Source organism: Geotalea toluenoxydans JCM 15764 (genome assembly GCF_001311985.1).
GTDB classification, from domain to species: Bacteria; Desulfobacterota; Desulfuromonadia; order Geobacterales; family Geobacteraceae; genus Geotalea; species Geotalea toluenoxydans.
In genome coordinates this window covers 56,873-78,620 of sequence record NZ_BBCJ01000020.1, presented here as the reverse complement: position 1 = coordinate 78,620, position 21,748 = coordinate 56,873, and the positions used below count along the sequence as shown (strand labels likewise).

Genomic DNA, 21,748 nt, shown 5'->3' with positions numbered 1-21,748 from the left:
CCATGTAATTATTTCTCAAGGAGTATGCGGAGCATTCTCCGCAACGGCTCCGCCGCCCCCCACAACAGCTGATCGCCACAAGTAAAGGCCGACAGGTATTGAGGGCCCATCTTCATCTTCCGTACCCGGCCGACCGGGACAGTCAGCGAACCGGACACCGCCGTCGGAGTCAGTTCGGTCAACGTCTCTGCCTTTGTATTGGGTACAAACTTTACCCACTGATTGTCATTCTTGATCAAGCTCTCGATGTCGGCAATGGGTACATCCTTATTCAGCTTTATGGTCAGGGCCTGGCTGTGGCAGCGCATGGCGCCGACCCGTACACAGATGCCATCCACAGGGATCGGTGAAGAGGTGCCGAGGATCTTGTTGGTCTCGGCATAACCTTTCCACTCCTCACGGCTTTGCCCGTCTTCCACCTCCCGGTCGATCCAGGGAAGAACGCTTCCCGCCAGAGGAAAGCCGAACTCCTTGGTGGGCAAGGAGCCATCCCGCAGGGTGGTGGTCACCTTGCGGTCGATCTCCAGGATTGCAGAAGCAGGGTTTTTCAGTTCCTCGGCAACCACGCCGTGGAGAACCCCCATCTGGCTTAACAGCTCACGCATATTGGGAGCGCCTGCACCACTTGCCGCCTGATAGGTCATGGAGGTGAGCCACTCCACCAGACCTGCCCGGAACAACCCGCCAAGGCCCATGAGCATCAGGCTTACGGTGCAGTTGCCGCCGATGAAATCCTTCTGGCCTTTGGCCAGGGCGGCGTCTATAACGTTACGGTTTACCGGGTCGAGGATAATGACCGCATTGTCTTCCATACGCAGGGTGCTGGCGGCGTCTATCCAATAGCCCTGCCAGCCCTGCTTGCGCAACTCAGGGTGTACGGCCTTGGTGTAGTCACCACCCTGGCAGGTGATGATAATATCGAGCTTTTTCAATTCCTCTATATCATCGGCTTTTTTCAGGGTTCCGGCATTCATGGGGGCAGGCTGACCGGCCTGTGAGGTGGTAAAAAATACCGGCTCGAAACCGAGACTGAAATCTTTTTCCTCCTGCATCCGCTGCATGAGGACCGATCCAACCATACCGCGCCAACCGACAATTCCGACTTTCATATGTTTGTTCCTCTTCCATTGAAGTTTTGAAGGTCAATTATGAACATTCCAGGGGGAAATTTGCAACAATTTTAATACATTTCGGTGCAGATCGATTACAGTGCGGCGATTATGGCCTTGCCCATCTCGCTGGTGTTGACCAGCTTCTCGCCATCCTTTTTCTGATAGATGTCCCTGGTCCGGTAGCCTTGGTCGAGAACTTTGGCCACTGCCTTATCGATGGCATCGGCGGCCTCGACCAAACCGAAGGAATAGCGCAGCATCATGCCCGCCGACAGGATCTGGGCAATGGGGTTGGCAATGCCCTGACCTGCAATATCAGGCGCCGAGCCGCCGGATGGCTCATACATGCCGAAGGTCCCTTCTGCCAGTGAAGCGCTGGGGAGCATCCCCAGGGAGCCAGTCAGCATGGCGGCCTCATCGGAAAGGATATCGCCAAACATGTTTTCGCAAAGCAGGACGTCGAACTGCTTGGGCCAGCGCACCAGCTGCATGGCCCCGTTGTCTACGTACATGTGGGTCAGCTCCACATCGGGATATTCCTTGCCGATGCCGGTCACCACCTCGCGCCAGAGAACCGATGAAGAAAGAACATTGGCCTTGTCGATGGAGCAGACCTTCTTTGAACGCTTGCGAGCCGCCTGAAAAGCAACATGGGTAATGCGCTCGATCTCCGGTACGCTGTACTTCATGGTATCGATGCCGATCCGGTCGCGTCCCTGGCCCTCGATCCCCTTTGGCTGTGAGAAATAGATACCGCCGGTAAGTTCACGGACCACCAGCACGTTGAAGCCGCCGGCAATCACCTCTTCCTTCAGTGACGAGGCGCCGGTGAGGGATGGGAAAATGATGGCAGGACGCAGATTGGCATAGAGGCCGAATATCTTGCGCAAAGGAAGCAATGCCCCCCGCTCCGGCTGCTCATCGGGTGGCAGGGTTTCCCATTTGGGGCCGCCCACCGAACCGAAAAGAATTGCATCGGCAGCCTTGCAGATATTGACGGTAGTTTCCGGGAGGGCCTTGCCCTCATTATCAATGCCGGCTCCCCCCACATTGGCGTGGGTGCGCTCGAATTTCACATCGTATTTTGTTTCGACGGCGTCCAGAACCCGCAGCGCCTCGGCCATAACCTCAGGGCCGATACCATCACCGGGCAGAACTGCCACTTTGAAAGCTTTTGTCATTGTTCATCTCCCCCCGCATTATCAATTTAAAAAATTGGTCGATATTATTTGCCCGAACGCTTAGTTGTCAACAAAAAAGGACTGATTTCACACGATCCCGATCGAAATTGCGAATAAATAAATGTTCCAGCTATGACTATGACAAGGTCTACTCCTGTAGCCGGATCGATGCTGTAGCCCCTCCGACAAAAGCTTCTGTCAATTCACGTTCAAGGCGGTAGCCTTCGCCGTTGTACTTGGCCGAGAAATGAAAAGGGGTCACCCTGGTCGCGCCCGCCTGGCGGGCCAGTGAGCCGGCCTGGGCTGCGGTCAGGTGACATTTTACCCTGGCCCGGTCAGCCTCCTCATTCAGGAAAGTGGATTCAATAAAAAGATAATCGGCATCGTGGACAAGAGTGACTATTTTCCCTGCATTGGCGGGGGAAAAGACCACGTCTGTCACATAGGCAATCTTCTGCCCCGGTACCACCTGCAATACCCGGCCCTTCAGGTCGCCCAGCTTCATCTCACGCTCCTCGTGACCTCCTGCCTTCTTCCACGATGCCCGAATGATCGTATCATCCGGCTTTTCCTGCAGGACCGCCCGTTTCAAGTCGGCCAGCCACGGCCCCACTTCAAGGCCAAGATTTTCCAGGCGGTTTTTCATTACGTTTACGTGCTGCTTTTCCTCAAGACAGAAGGCGAGGCTGGTGGTCCTGTGATCGAGGCAGGCACAACGGATCGAGAAATTCTCCTCATCCAGCAATAGCCCATGGTCAACCATAAATGAGCGGCCGACGCTCCTGTGGAAACCTTCACGGCAATGGAATTCGGCAGAGAGCGCAGAACCGTCCCCATCCACTTCAACGGCAACAACGGTGAAATCGGTTGGATAATTCTCAACCAGGTTCCAGGTGTATCCGGCCAGACGATGTTCAATCTGCTCGACAAAGCCGGAGGGGCCATAAAGGTGGATTCTTTTGTCGCGCCCCAGACAGGTGCGGACCAGCTGATCAAAGCCGATAAAATGATCCACATGGGTGTGGGAGACAAAGATGTGGCTTACCCGCAGAAGCTTTCGCGCCGAGAGGTTTGACAGGTCGCCAAGGTCGAAGAGAATCGCTCGCCGCTCGAAGAGAAAATCGATGTAAAGTCCCGGATCGTCGAATGGATCATTAATGAGGAATGGATGAAACTGAGGGGTCATATGGCGCCTCTGATGCAGTGATGTGTATTTATTCTACCGGCAAAGCAATTACAGTCAAAATTGCCGGTTCCATCAATAGCCACAGATGGCAAATGAGGTTGACGTTGACAGTGTATGATTGAACATTTAGAGTATGGAAAATTTGCAAGATGCTGGGGGATGTGATGGCGCTTAAACTGGGTGAGATGCTGGTGGAATCGGGGATAATAACCCAGGCTGAACTTGATGAAACCCTGAAAAGCCAGGTTATTTTCGGCGGCAAGATCGGCACAAACCTCATCGAAATGGGTTACATCGAGGAAGAGGAACTGGCCCAGTTTCTAAGCAAAAAGCTTGGCGTTCCCTGTGCCGGCAAAGAGCAGTTGATCAACCTCCATCCCGGTGCATTAAAGCTCATCCCCAAAGAGATAGTAAGAAAATACCGGGTCGTACCCCTGGGGCTGGATAAGAAAAAGCTTTACGTGGCCATGGAGGATCCCTCCAATCTGGCTCCATCGATGAAATCTCTTTTATGACAGGTTTTATCGTTATGCCTCTCATTGCAACGGAACTCAGCATTATCCTTGCCCTTGAGAAGCATTACGGGATCAAACGGGAAACGCGCTACATTACTGTGGCCAATGGGGGACGGCGACAAGCGAGGGCTGCCAGGAGTGCAGGCGCTGACACAGCAAACAAGGCCAAGGTGCCGGAACCTCAAGCAGCAAAGCCTGCGGCCGTACTCCAGAAAGAAGAGGTTATTGAGCTACCCCTCCTGTCCGAGCTGGATAATTACGATTTCGCCCTTTCGCCATCCCCCACGCCCCCCGCTGTCTCCACAAGTATCGTCAATGAGACCATCGAAAAATACACCATCGACACCTTTTCCATGGAACTGGCCGAGGCAGAGGATCGGGATGCCATTGCCAATCTGATCGTCACCTTTGTCGGGCAGGAGTTTGACCGCGTAGCCCTTTTCATGGTCAAGGGCAACACAGCCAGCGGCTGGAACGCCCTTTCCCAAGGCAAGCCGGTTGCCGGCTTCGAGGATTTCCAAATCCCCTTGAAAATGCAATCTGTGCTGCAGATCGTCGCCGAAGGGAAGAGCTTCTATCTCGGGCCTCTGGCAGACACTCCAGCCAACAGCACCATGCTGACAGCCATGGGTGGGGGAAAACCGGCCACCGCACTGCTGGTGCCGTTGGTGATGATGGGCAGGGCCGTATCCATATTATATGTGGAAGGTGGAAAGGCCCCCCTGGGAGACCGGGTCGTCAACATGCAAAAGGTCATTGGCAAAGCTGCCATGGCCTTTGAGATTCTCATTCTCAAAAGCAAAATCCTCATGACCTGAAAACGAAGAGAGTGGTCCAGACTTCCCTTTTACTTGAAGCCTGCAAAAAAGCCCAGCGCATTTAGAGCGATGGGCCTTTTTTTAATTAACAGGATCGATCAGCAGTCACTGCTCCTCTTCCTTGAACCACTTTTCGAACCAGCTCCGGTGGTCCTTCGACGCCAGGATCTGCAGGTCGTTGGGACCAAGCCAAATGCCGCCGCAAGCCGGACATTTGTCGAGGGGTACACCGCGAAAGGTCATGGGTTCAATGGCCGCACTGCATTTTGGACAACGGTTTTTGCAATAGGTTCTTATGACCTCTTCGCGGGCTGTCTCCCTCATCTGCTCGATCTTCTTCTTTTCCTCATTGTAAATATATTGATTTTCCAGTGCTTTTTCCCGCTCTTCCCATTTGCTGGTCATAAAAACCTCCTTTGTCATTGCATTTGATGAACGGATCAATCGATGCCGTCAAACATTCCATATCCTCATTATAGCCCTGTTTATGCCTGCTGCAACTGTCGTAGCGGTGGAATCATAGCCTCACAGAATGAAATCTGTGGATAGAAAGTTTGATTTCCCTTCACGGACGATGTTACGGATGATCTCCTTGTTCTGATCGGAATCCCTTGCCGCAACCAGAGCTCGAATGGAAAAGGCGCGCAACGCATCGGAAACGGAAAGGGTGCCCACCGCCGAATCCTTGCGCCCGGTAAAGGGAAAGATGTCGGGTCCCCGTTGACACTGGCTGTTAATATTCACCCTTGAGACCTGGTTGACCAGCGGATCGATCAGGTTGGCCAATTCGGTTGTCCCATGGCCGAAAATACTCACCTGCTGCCCATATTCCGAAGCGGTTATATATTCGATGGGAATGGAGATGTCGCTGAAGGGAAGCACCGGTATTACCGGCCCGAATTGCTCCTCCGTGTAGATCCGCATCCGGGCATTCACCGGGTACAGCAAAGCGGGATAAAAGAAGGTCTCGTTGACCTGCCCTCCCCCTTCATTGACCACCTCGGCGCCATGCCGGGTTGCATCGGCAACCAGTCCCGCAAGATATTCCGGCTTACCATGCTGGGGCAACGGGGTTATCACCACCCCCGGCTCCCAGGGCATGCCGCAGTTGAGCGCCGAAATGGCCTGGGCAAACCGGGTGACGAACTTTTCGGCAATGGATCGATGCACAAAGATGATCTTTATGGCCGTACAGCGTTGGCCGTTAAAGGAGAGACTGCCCACCAGGCATTCCTCCACCGACATCTCCAGGTCCGCATCGGGAAGGATGATGGCAGGGTTCTTCGCCTCCAACCCCAGTACCGAGCGCAGCCGGTGCATTTTGGGATGTTCCTTCTGCAGGGCATCGGCAGCCTTGCTGGAACCGATAAAGGCAAGCACATCCACCTTGCCCGACGACATCAGCGGCGGAGTAATGGTCCTGCCGGCGCCGAAGAGTGTGTTGACCACCTGGCGGGAATGACTCGTGAAAAGCCTCCAGCAGCGGGGAAAACAGCAGAATGCCGTGGCGCGGGGGTTTGAGCAGCACCGTATTACCCATGATCAGGGCCGGAATGAGGGTAGTGAACGTTTCGTTCAGGGGATAGTTGTATGGTCCCATGCACAGGGTCACCCCCAAGGGCGAGCGGCGGATCTGGCCGATGATTCCCTGCTGCACGACGAATCGTGATGAAACCCGGTCCAGTTCCTTCAGGGCATCAATGGTATCGATAATGTAATCCACCGTCCGGTCGAATTCCTTTTCAGAATCCTTGAGAGACTTGCCGATCTCCCACATGAGCAGCCTGACCACCTCGCCCCTTTTTTCCTTCATGCGCCAGGCGAATTCCTGGATGCACTCAATTCGGGCGGCCACCGGCATGGTCGGCCAATTGCCCCGACCGGAATCATAGGCCTCCACAGCTGCTGCAAGCGCGGCCAGTGCATCCCCCTCTGTCATGACCGGGAACCTGCCAATCATCTTGCGCGACAAATCAGCACCGTTCCGCACGCAGACCGGCGAAAAGACCTCCTGCATCGGTCCTTCCCATCTGCGGAGCTCACCGTTGAGCAGGAACCTGTTCATCTCCACCGGTTCAGACAGCCGGTAATTTACCGGGATTTCGGCCTCAGCAGGAAACAGTCCAGTCATTCCTTCTTGCAAACTCATATGACCTCCAAGACTCTGAATCGCCATGTTTATGTAATCCGCGCCGTATCCTCAAATTATACCAGACCAAAGCCTTTCTGGATCTCATCGTTTGCCACCTGGAAATGATCAAACTGCATGGTAAAACTCCCCATGCCCTTGGTGGCACTACGCAACTCGGTCATGTAGCCGAACATCTCCGACAGGGGAACCTGGGCATGGATCACCTCGTTCTCCGACGCCCCTGCCAGTCCTTCGACCCGGCCACGCTTCTGCTGGATCTGCCCCAGAACCCGACCGGCATGTTCGGCAGGGGTAATGATTTCAAGGGCCATCACCGGCTCAAGGACAACGGGTGAAGCTTGTTGTGCCGCCAGAGTAAAACCGCGATGGGCAGCAGCCTTGATCCCCAGCTCTGTGGTGACACCGGGCTCGAAAGGAACCTCCACTGCCTGAACTTCCAGATCGGCAAAGGGATATCCGGTTCGGACGCCTGATGCACAGACATGGCGCAGGCTTTCCTCAAGGGCAACACGCATCTCTGGGGGTAATGGCAAGCCTTCCGGGGGCGGGAGAATAATCCGCAGACCTTCTCCGCGCGGCAATGGGCGAAGGGACAACAACACCTCCCCTTTCTGCAGCCGCCCATTGACCTCCTGGCTGAATGTTTCCCGCCAGGTAACCGGCTGGCGAAGGGTTTCCCGGTACATGACCCGCGGCGGGCCGGTCTTGACGGTGATGCCATATTCCGTGTCAGCCTGTCGGTAATTATCTCCAGGTGGAGTTCTCCCATGCCGGTGAGAATGGTCTGGCCGGTCTCTGCGTCCTCGTGGACGCGAAAAGTGGGATCTTCCCACTGAAGCTTCTCCAGGGCTCCAGGAAGCCGTTCCCGATCTTCGGCTCCTTTTGCCTCAACCGCCACAGACACCACCGGCTCCGGGACGGCAAGACCATCGAGAATCAATCGATGGTGGAATTCGCAAAGGGTATCTCCCGTAAGAGTCTTTTTCATACCGGTTACGGCAACAATGTCGCCCGCAGCAGCCTCTGTGATCTGCTCCCGTTTGTGGGCGTGCATGTGAAAGAGACGATCAGCCCGCTCAAAAGCGCCTCTGCTGCTATTGAAGATCGTTGAACCGTTACGCAGCGAGCCGGAATAAATACGCAGAAAGGTCAATCTGCGACCTTCTTCGGCAAGCACTTTGAACGCAAAGGCAACCAGGGGAGATGCCGGGTCACAGGAAAGGGTCACGGCATCCCCTCCCCCAGTCAGCCCCCTGACCGGCGGAACATCCGATGGAGAGGGAAGAAAATCGACCACCCCGTCAAGGAGAGGCTGAATGCCTTTGTTGCGCAAGGCAGCCCCACAAAATACCAGGCATATGCTGCAGGAGAGGGTCGCCGTTCTCAGGGCAGGAAGCAGTCGCTCTGCAGGAAGCTTTACCCCGGCGAGATAGTCGGCAAGAACAGCATCGTCGAAATCGGCTGCCGCTTCCACCACCAGATTGCGGGCCATCGTCGCTTCTTCAAGATATTCCGGAGGTATTGGCAGCCGCTCCACAGTCATCCCCTGATCAGCATCACTGAAAAGAACCAGCTCCTCTTTCAGGAGGTCTATCACCCCCGAGAAATCCGCCTCGTTGCCCAAAGGAAGCTGCACCGGCACCACCCGAGCCTTGAGCCGGGATTCCATCGCCGTCAGGACCGCCGTGAAGTCGGCACCGATGCGGTCCATTTTGTTGATGAAGCAGATGCGGGGAACCCGGTAGCGATCTGCCTGGCGCCATACGGATTCGGTCTGGGGCTGGACCCCTTCCACGGCGCTCAGGATGGCTATCCCCCCATCCAGCACCCGCATGCTTCGCTCCACCTCGATGGTAAAGTCGATGTGCCCCGGCGTATCGATCAGGTTGATGCGACAGTCCCGCCAGTAGCAGCTGCTGGCGGTGGCGGTGATGGTAATGCCTCGCTCCTGCTCCTGGGGCATCCAGTCCATGACCGCCTCCCCGTCGTGGACCTCCCCCATCTTGTGAATCTCGCCGGTGTAATAGAGGATACGCTCGGAAACGGTGGTTTTTCCTGCATCGATGTGGGAAATGATGCCGATGTTGCGGATCCGGGCAAGTGGTGGGGTAGTCATGACCAGTGCCTCGTGCCGAAAGTCATAATTGCCGATGGAAAGAGATTTGAGATTGAAACCAGTAGATTATAACAGATATGGGGCGAACGGCATTCCGGCCGGGAGAACTTCTTGGTTGAGGAGCCAACGGGAATATTATGCAGTTACCGGTCTTCTTCAATCCTGCCGCCAGGCAGGAGGCGAAAGATGTGCCCACGCCAGCTGACCCGATTGCCGAGAAAGGAGAGTGCCCAGGTGGAAAAGGCGAAGAGATCCCGCAGGGGGAGTAGCCAGAGCCAGCGGGGAAAAATCCGGTCACCGACGAAGGAGCGGCTGTAGATGAGGGCCACCAGGGAACGGCATCCGTAAAGGATTGCGGCAGCTGCAAGGCCGGCGGCAGAAAAACCGGACAGGCAAAGGGCAATGAGTGCAGCGGGAAAAGGCTGGGTGATGCCGGAAGCAAAGTAGCCACCCGGGCGGCTGACCCGCATGGTGCGGGCCCAGCGCAGCTGGCGGGAGAGAATGTTCTTCAGGGATTCACAGTGCAGGATGCTTTCGACGTAGTAGTCGGACAGCACCAGACGGTACCCGGCACGATGGACCTTGTTGCCCAGCTGGTAGTCGTCGGCCAGGTAATCCACCAGTGCTCGAAAACCGCCGATCTTTTCCAGCGCCTCACGTCTCACCGCCATGGAAGCGCCAAGGGCGAAGGAAAGGCCTTCCAGCCGGAGGGCCACCATCACATTCGGCACCATCTCGGAGGTAAAGCCATGGCCTCGATGGCACTGGCAGCCCCCATAACGCCGGTCGTCCGGTACAGTGAGGTCACCAGTCCAACCTGCGGATCGCTGAAAGAAGAGCATGCTTCCTTGAGATAATTCTTTCCGACGCGAATGTCGCTGTCACAGACAATGATGATGTCATGTTTTGCCCTGGGAAAGGCGTTGATCAGGTTGCAGACCTTGTAATTCGGACCGTAGATCCGCTCGTCCACCACCAACTCCATGTCGATGGCCGGGAATTCGCTCATCAGCCTCTTGACCACCGGCACAACCGGGTCCGATGCGGAGGCAACTGCAAACACCATCTGAAAACACGGGTAATCCTGGGTGCAAAAGGAGGCAAAATTGGCAAAACTCTCCGCATCCATCCCCTTGACCGGCTTGAGGATGGTCACCGGCGGCAATGTTTTGGCAACCTCCTTTTTCCGGTCAAAGTATGACCAGCCACACCAAAGGGAAAGCAGAACGTAAACCAGCGGTGGGGCGATGATAATAAATGGGAGAATGGCGAAAACCATCAGAAGCCCCTTAAGTAACAGCGTTAAGGATAAAGGAAATAATCGGCGTCGTCCCGACTGATCTGGTCGGCAAGCCCCTCGACCACAGGAATTACCACCAGCGTCTTGACACCCGCCTGCTTTTCAAGGTTATCGGGCGACGGCACGGCGCATGGCATGACCGATGCCGGTAAGGTGCTCAAGAAACTTTTGCAGCCAGGACAACATAGGGTGCTGCCGATGAGCGGTTCACCTGCCTGCTGCACCAGGCACTGAAGGATCGCGGCAGGGATCGCGCCCAGTCTTCTACGGCAGCCGCTTCTTCTCCGCCCCCGTCATGTCCCGGGTAGACAACCACGACAATGACCCCGCCCGATACGACTAGATACGAAGCCTGCTCGAGGGCGGCAAGAGTTGTGGCCGCTCTGGTGATACAGCTTTTATCACTTCCGGGGAGATATCCCAGATTGAAGACCACCGCCTGCACCGGGTCGGGCACATATGCCGCCAGCTCTTGATGGCCGGCATGAAACAGTTGCACCCGGTCAAGACACCTGTTTTCCTCCAGCAGCAGCCTGTTTTCTCCAACGCCAGTTCCTGAACGTCAAAGGCGAAGACAGCTCCCTCGGCCTCGACCAGTCCAGCAAGGAACAGCGTGTCGTGGCCATTGCCGCAGGTGGCATCCACCACCCGGTCGCCAGGTTTGACCCGCTCCCGCAACAAGATGTGGCTAAGACCTACTGCACTTCCCATACTATCGTTCAATCTAACCGCCTCTATCTGCCGCGACTTCGTCCGTTCGTTCGGTCGCCACAGCTGCGAACCATGCAGGGTCTCTGCCTTCGAATCTGAAAAAATGCCGGCTTCGAGAAAAGCTCCAGCTGCAAGGCTTGCGAGGACCACGGTGCGAGGCGTAGCAGCGCTACGTTGAGCGCTGTGGCCCGCAGCAGTCCCTCTCTCTATCTCTCCCCCAAAGGGGGAGAGCATGCCTTGTCCTCTCCCTCTGGGAGAGGGATTGGGTGAGGGCGGCAGCAGATGGACTTTTATCGGAGCCGCTATCCCCCCTACTTCTTACCCACCAGAGTAAGCACCGCCGGCAGCGTGATAATAAAAGCCAGCTGACAGGCAACCATCCCCAGGGACATGACGGCGCCGATACTGAAAACCCCCTGGTGGTGGGCCACCATGAGCGCACCGAAGCTGGCCATGATGGTCAGGGTATTGAGAATGACGCCGACGCCGGTGCTGCTGGTTACCACCGCCGTTGCCGAGCCGTCCTCGCGGCGGAAGCGGTTGATGATGTATATGCCCGAGTCGACCGCGATCCCCAGGACCAGCGGCATGACGATGATATTGGCCGAATTGAAGTTGATGCCGAACAGCCACATGCCGCTGATCATGAAGAGGACTCCGACCACCAGCGGTACCAGCCCGATCAGCGCAAACTTGATGCTCCTGAAGGTAATGAGCAGGATAAGGACGATGGCGATGAAGGCGTAGACAAAGGCCTTCATGTAGGAGTCGCGCATGATGGTCATGGATTCGTAAACCATCACCGGTTCACCGGTGGCATGGATATCCACCTTGCGCACGTCATCGAGGAATGCCTTGAGCGGCTCCCGGTTGAAGATGTCATGCTTGGGCACCACCTGCAGCATATAGCGGCCGGTTTTGCCGACAAAGCGGTCTCTCAGCTCCCGGGGGATTGAAGCAACGGTTACCGGCTCGGCATTGAGGGTCGCCTTCAGGAACTGGATCTTCTCGGGCAGCTCGGCAAACATCCCACCCTGAAAATCCTTGAGCATCCCCACCGCGTTGCGATCCTTCTCCTTTTCCAGCTTGGCGAAAAAGGTATCCAGCGTCGTCAGGAAGGCAGCCACCGGCTTTGCTTCCGGCTTGCCTTCCTGTTCCAGCTTTGTCTTCAGCCGTGCCACGGCATTGCGGAAGTTTTCAAAAACCTCTGGCAGTTCCATAAGGCTCAAGTCTTCCTCGTACTCGCCCGGCTTTATATCGGAGAGTTCGTTGCGCAGAGCTGTCAGGTCGGTTATCTTCCCTTGCTGATCCTCCGGCACGAAGGAATTGAAACTGACCACGTGGTCGACGGTGGGCAAAGACTCCAGCGCCTTGGTCTTGGCCGCAGCATCTGCAGCCGAATCAGCCGTTACAACGGCAAAATAGCCGGAATTTTCCGAGTTGCGCATCAGCTTGTAGGCATACTTTACGGACTCCAGCCCGCGGGCCTGGAGGTTCATCAGGTTATAATCGAAGGTAATCTGCGACAGGGGATAGAGTGAGGCGAGACAAAGAATTGCCGAAATGACCACCACTGCCTTGGGATGGCCGAAAAGAAGCTGCTTGGCTGATTCAGTCAGGGGTGAGGAGTTAAGGGTACGGCCTGAACCATTTGCCGGCGCCTTGATTTTGCGATATCTGGCCAGAACTACCAGCATGGCCGGAAGCACGGTAAAGGTTATGATGACGCAGATGGCCACGCCGCCGGCGGCAATGATACCCAGCTCGGCAATGCCCTTGAAATCGGTGAAGATGAAGGTAAGGAAAGCTGCGGCAACTGTGGCCGCAGCCATGATGATGGCCCAGACATTGTTTCTCACACCTGTCTCGATGGCGACAAGCGGCTCAGCCCCTCCCGTCAATTCCTCCTGGTAGCGGAGTACCAGCTGAATGCCGTATTCGATGCCGATGCCGATGAGCATGATGGCAAAGACCATGGAGAGAATGTTGAGGTGCCCGATGGCCAGGGTGGCAAAGCCGAAGGAAAGACAGATGGCCACCACCAGCGAAACCATGGCGGCAACGACATTGAGCACCCCGCGGAAGGCGACCAGAAGGAGGATCACCGTCAGGACAAGGGAAACGATGGTGGCCAGGGCGATATCGCTCTGGCTGGTGCTCATCTCCTCGTGTTCGAGAACCGGGTTGCCGGTCAGACCGGCAGAAACACCCTTGAATTGAGGTTGATTGCGAAGTTCTGCCAAATGGGCACGGATGACCTTGATCGCCTCTTCTGCAGGGACGAAGCTTGCCTGGTTCTTCACCGGCAGAGCGGTAATGACCTGCATCTTTCCGGCCTTGCTGAAACTAGATTCCTGACCGTCCTTCCCCTGAAAAAAGAACTCTTCCAGTGAGGGTGGAGTAGCTGTGCTGTCGCCAAAGCTCTTGAAACCGATCCCGAGCTTTTCCAGCATGAAGGTCAGACTGCCCAGTTGCGCTTCAGCGCCTGGAGAACTGCTCCCTTTGGCACATAGCCATCGATCTGTCCGGTAAGATAAGTAAAGAGGGTCTGTACCGACGGGGAGGCGGACAATTCCTTGAGCACCGGCTTCAGGGCGGTCAGGTTCTCCCGCAAGCCCTTGACGTCCTCCGCCGGCATGAAGAGCAGGCCATTCTTCCTGAAGAACTCCAGACCAAAAGGATAGAAAACATCCTGGAAGTGCTGCTTGTCGGCAGCCAGTTTTTCATAGAGTGCGGTACCGAAACGGGCCGCCCGCTCCTGGTCGGCACTTTCGATGACGATGACGATATCGTCCATGTCGCCGAATTCCTGGCGCCAGTTGCGGTAATCCTGATGATAGCCGGTGTTTTTCGGCATCAGTCATCGCGGCCGGTAAGAAATTCCATCTTCTTTGCCGTATAGACTACCGAGAACAGGGAACCGAGCAGGGCAACAACAAGAATGACACGGGGATATGCAGCAACAAAACCGAAAAGGCCTTTGAATCTTTTTTCCGTTTTCATAAATCTCCTTGAAGATAAACAGCAATCAAGCTTATGTAACACAGCCGCGTGGTGAAATCAACCACGGCCATCAAGGGCTGAGGCTCTTCGAATCATTGGAGGGCGGGCAGAAACATGATTAAGGGTATACCTTTTCACAAAATTGTGCTATTCATACCAACTTGTATCTGAAGGACAATTTGCAAAAACTAACGAGAAAAAAGGAGCATGGTGTGCAATGAGTCCTTGTAAACATCCCATATCACATGCACTAACATCCTTTAACGGCGAAACAGCCGATAGCGTGCCGGTTCAGACCCCCAAAACAGGTGCCAAGATACACCACCTCCCCCCCTCCATCTGGAAAAAGAAAGAAGGAGAACTGAAGAGCCCCCTGGATATCGCCATCGAAAACAGTCGCGACTTCTTCTTCCGCGAACAGCTTCCCGACGGTTACTGGTGGGCTGAGCTTGAATCAAACTGCACCATCACTGCCGAATATGTCATGCTCTACCATTTCATGGACCTTGTCGACCGTGAACGGGAGCGGAAAATGGCCAACTACCTCCTCAGCAAACAGACTGAAGAGGGATTCTGGACCATCTACTACGGCGGTCCCGGTGATCTTTCAACCACCGTCGAGGCCTATTTTGCCCTGAAGCTGGCCGGGTACCCGGCCGATCATCCGGCCATGGTCAAGGCGCGTGCCTTTATTCTCGACAATGGCGGCATCATCAAAACCCGCGTCTTTACCAAGATTTTCCTCGCCCTCTTCGGGGAGTTCGCCTGGTTCGGCGTACCATCCATGCCCATAGAGCTCATCCTGCTGCCAAACTGGGCATATTTCAATATGTATGAGCTTTCCAGCTGGTCCCGAGCCACCATCATCCCCCTGTCAATCGTCATGACAGAGAGACCAGTGCGTAAACTGCCGCCGGCTTCCAGGGTTCAGGAATTGTACGTCCGTCCCCCCAGCCCCATCGACTACACCTTCACCAAGGAAGACGGCATTTTTACCTGGAAGAACTTCTTTATCGGCGTCGACCACATCCTCAAGGTATATGAAAGCAACCCCATTCGCCCCTTCAAGAAAAAGGCAATGCTCACAGCTGAGAACTGGGTACTGGAACACCAGGAAATCACCGGCGACTGGGGCGGCATCCAGCCGGCCATGCTCAATTCGGTCCTGGCCCTCCACTGTCTGGGGTACGCCAACAACCACCCTGCCGTGGCCAAGGGGTTGGAGGCGCTGGACAATTTCTGCATCGAGAGCGAAGACAGCCTTGTACTGCAGTCCTGCATTTCGCCCGTCTGGGATACGGCGCTGGCATTGAAGGCGCTGGTGGATTCAGATGTACCCAACGACCACCCGGCGCTGGTCAAGGCGGCACAATGGCTTCTGGACAAGGAGATCCGCAAGGCCGGAGACTGGAAGGTCAAATCGCCGGAGCTTGAGCCGGGAGGGTGGGCTTTCGAGTTCCTCAACGACTGGTATCCCGATGTGGATGACTCCGGTTTTGTCATGATGGCCCTCAAGGATGTTGCCGTCAAGGACCGCAAATCAATGGACACCGCCATCAAGCGCGGCATCAGCTGGTGCCTGGGCATGCAGAGCAAGAACGGCGGCTGGGGCGCCTTCGACAAAGATAACACCAAGTACCTGTTGAACAAGATCCCCTTTGCCGACCTTGAAGCCCTTATCGACCCCCCACTGTCGACCTTACCGGACGGATGTTGGAGCTCATGGGAACATTCGCTACGCCAAGGATTACCCACCTGCAGTCAGGGCACTGGATTTCATCAAGAGGAATCAGGAGCCGGACGGCAGCTGGTGGGGACGCTGGGGAGTAAACTACATTTACGGCACCTGGTCCGTTCTGTGCGGGCTTTCCGCCATGGGTGAAGACCTCAACCAACCGTACATCAGGAAAGCCATTAACTGGTTGAAATCCCGACAGAATATAGACGGCGGCTGGGGCGAGACCTGCGAATCCTATCATGACTCGTCACTGGCGGGCATAGGCGCCAGCACCGCCTCACAAACCGGTTGGGCACTACTGGCACTGATGGCTGTCGGCGAAGAGAATTCTGGCGCCGTCGCCCGGGGCGTACAGTATCTGCTTGCCACCCAGAAGAGCGACGGCACCTGATGAGGACCTTTATACCGGCACCGGTTTTCCAAAGTTCTTCATGATCAAGTACCATATCTACCGCAACTGCTTCCCCCTCACTGCACTGGGCACCTACCGCCGGAAAACGGGGGGAAGGGCCGAAATGCAGGTCAGTGAGCATAACAAATAACCAGGTCCAAGACCAGATTCGATCCATGAAAGTTTTTGTCACCGGAGCAACCGGTTTCATAGGCGCAAGCATCGTCAGGGAACTATTGAAGGACGGAGCTACAGTCAAGGCCCTGGCCAGGGCAGGCTCCGACCGCAGCAACATCAATGGGCTCGACGTTGAAATATGCGAGGGTGATCTCTGTGCCCCTGAGTCCCTGGAAAAGGGCATCAGGGGCTGCGATATGGTTTTCCATGCCGCCGCCGACTACCGGCTATGGACGAAAGAACCGTCGCAGATGTACGAGATCAACGTAAACGGTACCCGTAATGTCCTTGCTGCCGCACTCAAGGCCGAGGTTAGCAAGGTAGTCTACACCAGCAGCGTCGGTACCCTGGGCAATCCGGGCGATGGCAATCCGGGTAACGAGTCGACACCGGTAAGCCTTGCCGACATGGTCGGTCATTACAAGAAAAGCAAGTTTCTCGCCGAGCGGGAAGCGGAATCCTTCATCGCCAAGGGACTACCGCTGGTCATCGTCAATCCGTCCACGCCGGTCGGTAGACTTGACATCAAGCCGACCCCCACCGGCAAAATTATCGTCGATTTCCTCAACGGCAAAATGCCGGCATACCTGGATACCGGCCTCAACATCATTGACGTGGAAGATTGCGCCGTGGCCATATCCTGGCTGCCCAAAAAGGGCGCATCGGCGAAAAATACGTCCTGGGGAACAAGAACCTGAGCCTGAAGCAGATATTCGCCTCCCTTGAGGAAATCACCAGACTCCCGGCGCCCAGGGTCAGACTCCCCTACTACCCCATTCTCTTTGCCGCGTACGCCAACGAGGCACTGGCGGCATTGACCGGCAAGGAACCGCTTATACCTCTGGCCGGCGTGCAGATGGCACGCAAGTTCATGTTCTTCGACTCTTCCAAGGCTGTCGAGGAACTGGGACTGCCGCAGAATTCTGTAGCCGACGCCTGGCAAAAGCAGTAGAATGGTTCCGGCTTGAAGGCTATGCCAAGTGATACCACGTTCTAGGTTCTGGGTTCTAGGTTCTAAGTTTTAGGCTTTTGTTTTTTACATAGAACTTAGAACATTGAACATAGAACAATCTTTAAGAGGTATGTTATGTCCCGCATTCTCAACAGAATAAACAGTCCTGCTGACCTGAAGACATTAAAAGAAGATGAACTGCTGGTACTGACCGGTGAAATCCGCCAGTTCCTTCTCGATACCGTTTCCAAGACCGGCGGGCATCTGGCTTCCAATCTGGGTTGCGTCGAATTGACCCTGGCGCTTCATTACTGTTTCAACTCCCCCAGCGACAGCATCATCTGGGATGTGGGACACCAAGCCTACACCCACAAGATCATCACCGGCCGCAGGGATGTTTTTCATACCCAGCGCCAATATCAGGGCATCAGCGGTTTTCCCAAGCGCTCCGAATCTGCTCACGATGCCTTCGGCGCCGGCCATTCGTCCACCTCCATTTCCGCCGGCCTTGGCATGGCAGTGGCCAACTGCCTGAAAGATGATCCAAGCAAGGTCATCGCCGTTATCGGCGACGGCAGCCTCACCGGCGGCATGGCCTTCGAAGCCCTCAACCAGGCAGGGCACCTGCGCAAGAACCTGGTGGTGGTCCTCAACGACAACGAGATGTCCATCTCGAAAAACGTCGGCGCCCTCTCCACCTTTATCTCGCGCAAGCTGACCGGCAATTACTATCGAGGACTGAAAAAGGAGATGCAGGGGCTGTTGCAGAATATCCCGGCCATCGGCGGCAACATCCTCCATTTTGCCCGCAAGGCGGAAAACTCCCTTAAGGGATTCCTCACCCCCGGCACCCTCTTTGAAGCCCTCGGCTTCGAATACATCGGACCGGTACATGGCCACGACCTGCCCCAACTGATCGAGATCATGCAAAACGTGCGGTCACTGGAAGGGCCGGTCCTGGTCCATGTGGTCACCACCAAGGGAAAAGGTTACCAGCCGGCTGAAGACACCCCCGATAAATTTCACGGTGTCGGCCCGTTCGACGTCAAGACCGGCAAGGTCACCGGAGGCAAACCGGGCGCTGCGTCTTACACCGGTATTTTCGGCGATACCCTCTGCAAGCTTGCCGAAGAGGATGAAAAGATCGTCGCCATCACCGCCGCCATGCCCGACGGCACCGGTTTGACCAAATTTTCCAGGACTTTTCCCGACCGCTTTTTCGATGTGGGCATTGCCGAGCAGCATGCCCTCACCTTTGCCGCAGGGATGGCCACGGAGGGTTTCCGCCCGGTGGCCGCCATCTATTCCACCTTTGCCCAGCGAGCCTACGACCAGATCTTCCATGACATCTGCCTGCAGAAGCTGCCGGTAACGCTGGCCCTGGACCGGGCAGGCCTGGTGGGAGACGATGGCCCGACCCATCACGGGGTCTTTGATCTTTCCTATCTGCGCCACCTGCCGGAGATGACTGTAATGGCGCCAAAGGATGAGAATGAGCTGCAGCACATGCTGAAGACCGCCATCTATTCAGACCAGCCCATCGCCCTGCGCTACCCCCGTGGTGCCGGTTACGGCGTTGCCATGGACTCTGTCCTCAAAACCATCCCCCTGGGGGTGGCGGAACAGCTGGCCGAAGGGGAGGATATCACCCTCATTGCCATCGGCAGTACCGTTTATCCGGCCATGGAAGCGGCTGAACAGCTGAAGGCAAAGGGGATCAAGGCCTGTGTCATCAACGCCCGCTTCGTCAAACCCCTTGACCGCAACCTGATCCTCTCCGCTGCCGGTCGTAGCGGTTGCGTCGTCACCGTAGAAGAAAATGCCCTCCAGGGCGGCTTCGGCACTGCGGTAATGGAGCTCTTGTCCGATGAAGGCGTCGGCATCAGGGTAAAAAGAATCGGCATCCCCGACCGCTTCATCGAACAGGGGAGCCAGGCCCAGCTAAGAAAAGATCTGGGACTCGATGCTGCCGGCATCGCCCAGGTTGCAGAAGATTTTCTCAAAACCGGCAATCAGATCCAGCCCGGCCTGGTCCGGGTAAAATAATCCATCAAGTTTTAAAACAGCATGTGCATGAAAGGATAGTTAATGCGTTTTCCCCTGCGTCTCAATTACGATCTCACCAAATACATCATTGCCAACAAAATGAATAAGGTTGAAAAATATCCGCTGGTGTTGATGCTTGAACCCACCCATCTCTGCAATCTGGCCTGCTCCGGCTGCGGCCGCATCCGCGAGTACGCCGACACCATCCAGGAGATGATGTCCCTGGAAGAGTGCCTGAACTCGGTTGATGAATGCCCGGCCCCGGTTGTCACCATCACCGGAGGCGAACCGTTCCTCTACCCGCATATTTTCGACCTTATCGATGGGGTACTGAAGCGGGGCAAGCACATCTATCTCTGCACCAATGCCCTGCTGCTGGAAAAAGCCCTGGACAAGATGCGCCCCCATCCCAACTTCACTCTCAATATCCACATGGATGGCATGGAAGAAACCCACGACCGCATCCTGGAGCGCAAGGGCACCTTCAAGACCGCCATCGAGGCCATAAAGAAGGCGAAAAAGATGGGTTTCCGCGTCTGTACCAACACCACCATCTTCAAGGAAACCGATCTGGTGGAGATCGAGATGCTCTTCTCGAAACTGGAAGAGATCGGTGTCGACGGGCTGCTGGTGGCACCAGGCTTCGGCTATGAAGCCGTTGGCGAGAAGCTCTTCCTGGAGCGGCGGGACATCGAAAAGAAATTCGAGCAGGTTTACGAAATGAGCAAGCGCTTCCGCTTCTTCTCCACCCCCATGTACCTGCGCTTCCTCAAGGGAGAAAAGAAGCTGGAATGCACCCCCTGGGGCAACCCGACCCGAAATACCCGGGGATGGAAAGCCCCCTGCTACCTCATCACCGATGCCCATTATCCGAGTTTTAAAGAGATGATGGAAAAGACCGATTGGGAAAAATACGGCGTCGGCAAAGACCCCCGCTGCGCCCAATGTATGATGCACTGCGGTTTCGAGCCGACGGTTGTCGGGGAGATCGGTAAGAGTTGGAAGGATATCTGGGAGATGATGGTGTGGAATTTGACGTGAGAACAGTCCTCAGCGTGAATACCAAAAGGCCATCCTTCTTGAAGAGGATGGCCTTTTTAACCTAGAGGACATGTGCGCAGCGTGGACATTAAGGGTTAGCCAAGAAATTTGGATCACGTCAAATCCAACTTACGCGACCTTTAGCTCTAATTCAATAAGTCCTCGTATTTAAATTTTCGGACAATTAATTTATCTATTCCTCAACTGCTCACGTATCTCTTTTAACTCTGCAGCCTGTTGATCAATCAATTTTTGCTGAGCCTTTACCGCCTCAATTAATACTGGAATGATTTCAGTATAAGCTACTGATTTGGTGCCATCATGCGAGGTATTCACTACCTCCGGCAATACCTTTTCTATTTCCTGGGCAATTACACCATAGTGGCGGCCTTGAGGAAAATTCATACTTTTAAATTCTTCGATTCTCCACGTATAGGAGACACCCTTGAGTTGCTTAATCTTCTCCAAGGGGGTATCAATGAGATCAATTCCCTTTTTGAATTTTGCGTCAGAGGTCAACGCAACTCCATTGGAGGCGACTTGCCCTATGACATCCAGAGCAAAGGAAGGTGTATTCGTACCGATGCCGACACTGCCGGCAAAATAAGAGGGAGCATTCGGATCGGAAGCGAAAAGGGAATATTTATTGTTCGCCTGGATAGTGCCAATATAAATTCCAAATCCATTAGTGATGGTGCCGTTGTCATTTTTGACCGCAGCCGTCGCTGGGCTCCCGAGAGACAAGGCATAAGAATTTGTAACTGTACCTATACTATTATAGGTAACCCCGTAGAGACTACACTGATCTACTATAGTCCCAGAAGACATATTGTTGGCTTGACCAAATACTCCATATTGAGACGTCACTGTCCCAGTTGACTGGTTAAACGCATTGAAGAGACCAGAATATTCAGTGGCAAGTGTGCTACTACCAAAAAAATCAGTCCTGCCTTGCACGCCAGCGATCGCAGTATAGTTGAGCACTGAGGCAGGAATTACCGAAAGCCCAAAGATGGCTTTGTTCGAAGCAAAGCTATCTGAGCTGACATTAGGTTGGTTCACAACAAACAGCGAAAGCTGATTGCCAGCTGCTGTTGTAGACGAAGAATCGTTGATCTGCGCTTGGCTTCCTGTCAGTGTGGATAGGGAAGGTGTAACAATATTATTACCGATATTTAGCGGAACCGTTGGATTCAAAGTGCCGATTCCCAGATTTCCATCCACGACCATATCACCATTTCCAGCAAAAGCCGGAGGTACTACAAGCATAAAACCAGCCACTAATAAACGTATGATGCTTTTCATATCA

General features: G+C 55.0%; 14 protein-coding genes and 5 pseudogenes. 6 read left to right on the top strand and 13 right to left on the bottom strand.

Annotation, left to right across the window (positions count from 1 at the left end; all coding sequences use genetic code 11):
* Nucleotides 1-8: 8 nt before the first annotated feature.
* The 3 genes from asd to JCM15764_RS13730 all read right to left on the bottom strand — a co-directional run bounded on the left by asd (nucleotide 9) and on the right by JCM15764_RS13730 (nucleotide 3,479).
* Complete coding sequence (gene asd / locus JCM15764_RS13740; RefSeq protein WP_054696665.1) at nucleotides 9-1,109, bottom strand: aspartate-semialdehyde dehydrogenase; 1,101 nt, start codon at nucleotides 1,107-1,109, stop codon at nucleotides 9-11.
* A gap of 95 nt (nucleotides 1,110-1,204) precedes the next feature.
* A complete protein-coding gene (gene leuB, locus JCM15764_RS13735) occupies nucleotides 1,205-2,293 on the bottom strand; it encodes a 3-isopropylmalate dehydrogenase (RefSeq protein ID WP_054696662.1) in 1,089 nt (362 codons plus the stop codon).
* A gap of 148 nt (nucleotides 2,294-2,441) precedes the next feature.
* Entirely contained in the window at nucleotides 2,442-3,479 is a 1,038-nt protein-coding gene (locus JCM15764_RS13730) for a ribonuclease Z (protein ID WP_054696659.1), read from the bottom strand.
* A 164-nt stretch (nucleotides 3,480-3,643) separates the two neighbouring features.
* Between JCM15764_RS13730 and JCM15764_RS23800 the strand changes: the two genes are divergently transcribed.
* Nucleotides 3,644-3,994: a cyclic di-GMP-binding domain-containing protein, MshE-related gene (locus JCM15764_RS23800; protein ID WP_243689008.1), complete on the top strand. Its 351-nt coding sequence runs from the start codon at nucleotides 3,644-3,646 to the stop codon at nucleotides 3,992-3,994.
* Nucleotides 3,995-4,008: 14 nt separating this feature from the next.
* The gene (locus tag JCM15764_RS13725) at nucleotides 4,009-4,812 is read left to right on the top strand and encodes a hypothetical protein (RefSeq protein WP_243689007.1); all 804 of its coding nucleotides are present in this window, start codon (nucleotides 4,009-4,011) and stop codon (nucleotides 4,810-4,812) included.
* Between the two features lie 105 nt (nucleotides 4,813-4,917).
* On the opposite strand, the gene JCM15764_RS13720 is transcribed toward JCM15764_RS13725, so the two are convergent.
* The 9 genes and pseudogenes from JCM15764_RS13720 to JCM15764_RS29920 form a co-directional block, all read right to left on the bottom strand.
* A complete protein-coding gene (locus tag JCM15764_RS13720) occupies nucleotides 4,918-5,217 on the bottom strand; it encodes a TFIIB-type zinc ribbon-containing protein (protein WP_012648723.1) in 300 nt (99 codons plus the stop codon).
* A 120-nt stretch (nucleotides 5,218-5,337) separates the two neighbouring features.
* A pseudogene (locus JCM15764_RS13715) lies at nucleotides 5,338-6,751 on the bottom strand (NADP-dependent glyceraldehyde-3-phosphate dehydrogenase).
* 266 nt (nucleotides 6,752-7,017) lie between these two features.
* Nucleotides 7,018-9,080, bottom strand: a pseudogene (gene fusA, locus JCM15764_RS13710) (elongation factor G).
* A 143-nt stretch (nucleotides 9,081-9,223) separates the two neighbouring features.
* A pseudogene (hpnI, locus tag JCM15764_RS30630) lies at nucleotides 9,224-10,359 on the bottom strand (bacteriohopanetetrol glucosamine biosynthesis glycosyltransferase HpnI).
* Nucleotides 10,360-10,382: 23 nt separating this feature from the next.
* A complete protein-coding gene (locus tag JCM15764_RS23795; RefSeq protein ID WP_243689006.1) occupies nucleotides 10,383-10,541 on the bottom strand; it encodes a hypothetical protein in 159 nt (52 codons plus the stop codon).
* A complete protein-coding gene (locus tag JCM15764_RS23790) occupies nucleotides 10,538-10,879 on the bottom strand; it encodes a tRNA (mnm(5)s(2)U34)-methyltransferase (protein ID WP_243689005.1) in 342 nt (113 codons plus the stop codon). The genes JCM15764_RS23795 and JCM15764_RS23790 overlap by 4 nt, the downstream gene beginning before the upstream one ends.
* Before the next feature lie 523 nt (nucleotides 10,880-11,402).
* On the bottom strand, nucleotides 11,403-13,544 hold the full coding sequence (locus JCM15764_RS13695) for an MMPL family transporter (RefSeq protein ID WP_439645301.1): 2,142 nt from the start codon (nucleotides 13,542-13,544) through the stop codon (nucleotides 11,403-11,405).
* Between the two features lie 5 nt (nucleotides 13,545-13,549).
* A complete protein-coding gene (locus tag JCM15764_RS29925) occupies nucleotides 13,550-13,948 on the bottom strand; it encodes a hypothetical protein (RefSeq protein ID WP_439645300.1) in 399 nt (132 codons plus the stop codon).
* Complete coding sequence (locus JCM15764_RS29920) at nucleotides 13,948-14,094, bottom strand: hypothetical protein (RefSeq protein WP_439645299.1); 147 nt, start codon at nucleotides 14,092-14,094, stop codon at nucleotides 13,948-13,950. The genes JCM15764_RS29925 and JCM15764_RS29920 overlap by 1 nt, the downstream gene beginning before the upstream one ends.
* Nucleotides 14,095-14,311: 217 nt before the next feature.
* Here JCM15764_RS29920 and shc point away from each other — a divergent pair.
* The 4 genes and pseudogenes from shc to hpnH all read left to right on the top strand — a co-directional run bounded on the left by shc (nucleotide 14,312) and on the right by hpnH (nucleotide 20,439).
* Nucleotides 14,312-16,374, top strand: a pseudogene (shc, locus tag JCM15764_RS13690) (squalene--hopene cyclase).
* A 25-nt stretch (nucleotides 16,375-16,399) separates the two neighbouring features.
* Nucleotides 16,400-17,384: pseudogene (gene hpnA, locus JCM15764_RS13685) on the top strand (hopanoid-associated sugar epimerase).
* Between the two features lie 103 nt (nucleotides 17,385-17,487).
* Nucleotides 17,488-19,398: a 1-deoxy-D-xylulose-5-phosphate synthase gene (dxs, locus tag JCM15764_RS13680; protein ID WP_054696653.1), complete on the top strand. Its 1,911-nt coding sequence runs from the start codon at nucleotides 17,488-17,490 to the stop codon at nucleotides 19,396-19,398.
* Between the two features lie 42 nt (nucleotides 19,399-19,440).
* Nucleotides 19,441-20,439: an adenosyl-hopene transferase HpnH gene (gene hpnH / locus JCM15764_RS13675; RefSeq protein WP_054696650.1), complete on the top strand. Its 999-nt coding sequence runs from the start codon at nucleotides 19,441-19,443 to the stop codon at nucleotides 20,437-20,439.
* A gap of 189 nt (nucleotides 20,440-20,628) precedes the next feature.
* On the opposite strand, the gene JCM15764_RS13670 is transcribed toward hpnH, so the two are convergent.
* Complete coding sequence (locus JCM15764_RS13670) at nucleotides 20,629-21,744, bottom strand: tail fiber domain-containing protein (RefSeq protein ID WP_054696647.1); 1,116 nt, start codon at nucleotides 21,742-21,744, stop codon at nucleotides 20,629-20,631.
* Nucleotides 21,745-21,748: the final 4 nt, after the last annotated feature.

Bases quoted from the DNA above. Each gene is read 5' to 3' on its own strand.
- JCM15764_RS13695 (WP_439645301.1), bottom strand. From the start codon at position 13,544: ATGCTGGAAAAGCTCGGGATCGGTTTCAAGAGCTTTGGCGACAGCACA.
- JCM15764_RS29925 (WP_439645300.1), bottom strand. From the start codon at position 13,948: ATGCCGAAAAACACCGGCTATCATCAGGATTACCGCAACTGGCGCCAG.
- JCM15764_RS13730 (WP_054696659.1), bottom strand. From the start codon at position 3,479: ATGACCCCTCAGTTTCATCCATTCCTCATTAATGATCCATTCGACGAT.
- JCM15764_RS13720 (WP_012648723.1), bottom strand. From the start codon at position 5,217: ATGACCAGCAAATGGGAAGAGCGGGAAAAAGCACTGGAAAATCAATAT.
- asd (WP_054696665.1), bottom strand. From the start codon at position 1,109: ATGAAAGTCGGAATTGTCGGTTGGCGCGGTATGGTTGGATCGGTCCTC.
- JCM15764_RS23800 (WP_243689008.1), top strand. From the start codon at position 3,644: ATGGCGCTTAAACTGGGTGAGATGCTGGTGGAATCGGGGATAATAACC.
- hpnH (WP_054696650.1), top strand. From the start codon at position 19,441: ATGCGTTTTCCCCTGCGTCTCAATTACGATCTCACCAAATACATCATT.
- dxs (WP_054696653.1), top strand. From the start codon at position 17,488: ATGTCCCGCATTCTCAACAGAATAAACAGTCCTGCTGACCTGAAGACA.
- leuB (WP_054696662.1), bottom strand. From the start codon at position 2,293: ATGACAAAAGCTTTCAAAGTGGCAGTTCTGCCCGGTGATGGTATCGGC.
- JCM15764_RS29920 (WP_439645299.1), bottom strand. From the start codon at position 14,094: ATGAAAACGGAAAAAAGATTCAAAGGCCTTTTCGGTTTTGTTGCTGCA.
- JCM15764_RS13725 (WP_243689007.1), top strand. From the start codon at position 4,009: ATGCCTCTCATTGCAACGGAACTCAGCATTATCCTTGCCCTTGAGAAG.
- JCM15764_RS13670 (WP_054696647.1), bottom strand. From the start codon at position 21,744: ATGAAAAGCATCATACGTTTATTAGTGGCTGGTTTTATGCTTGTAGTA.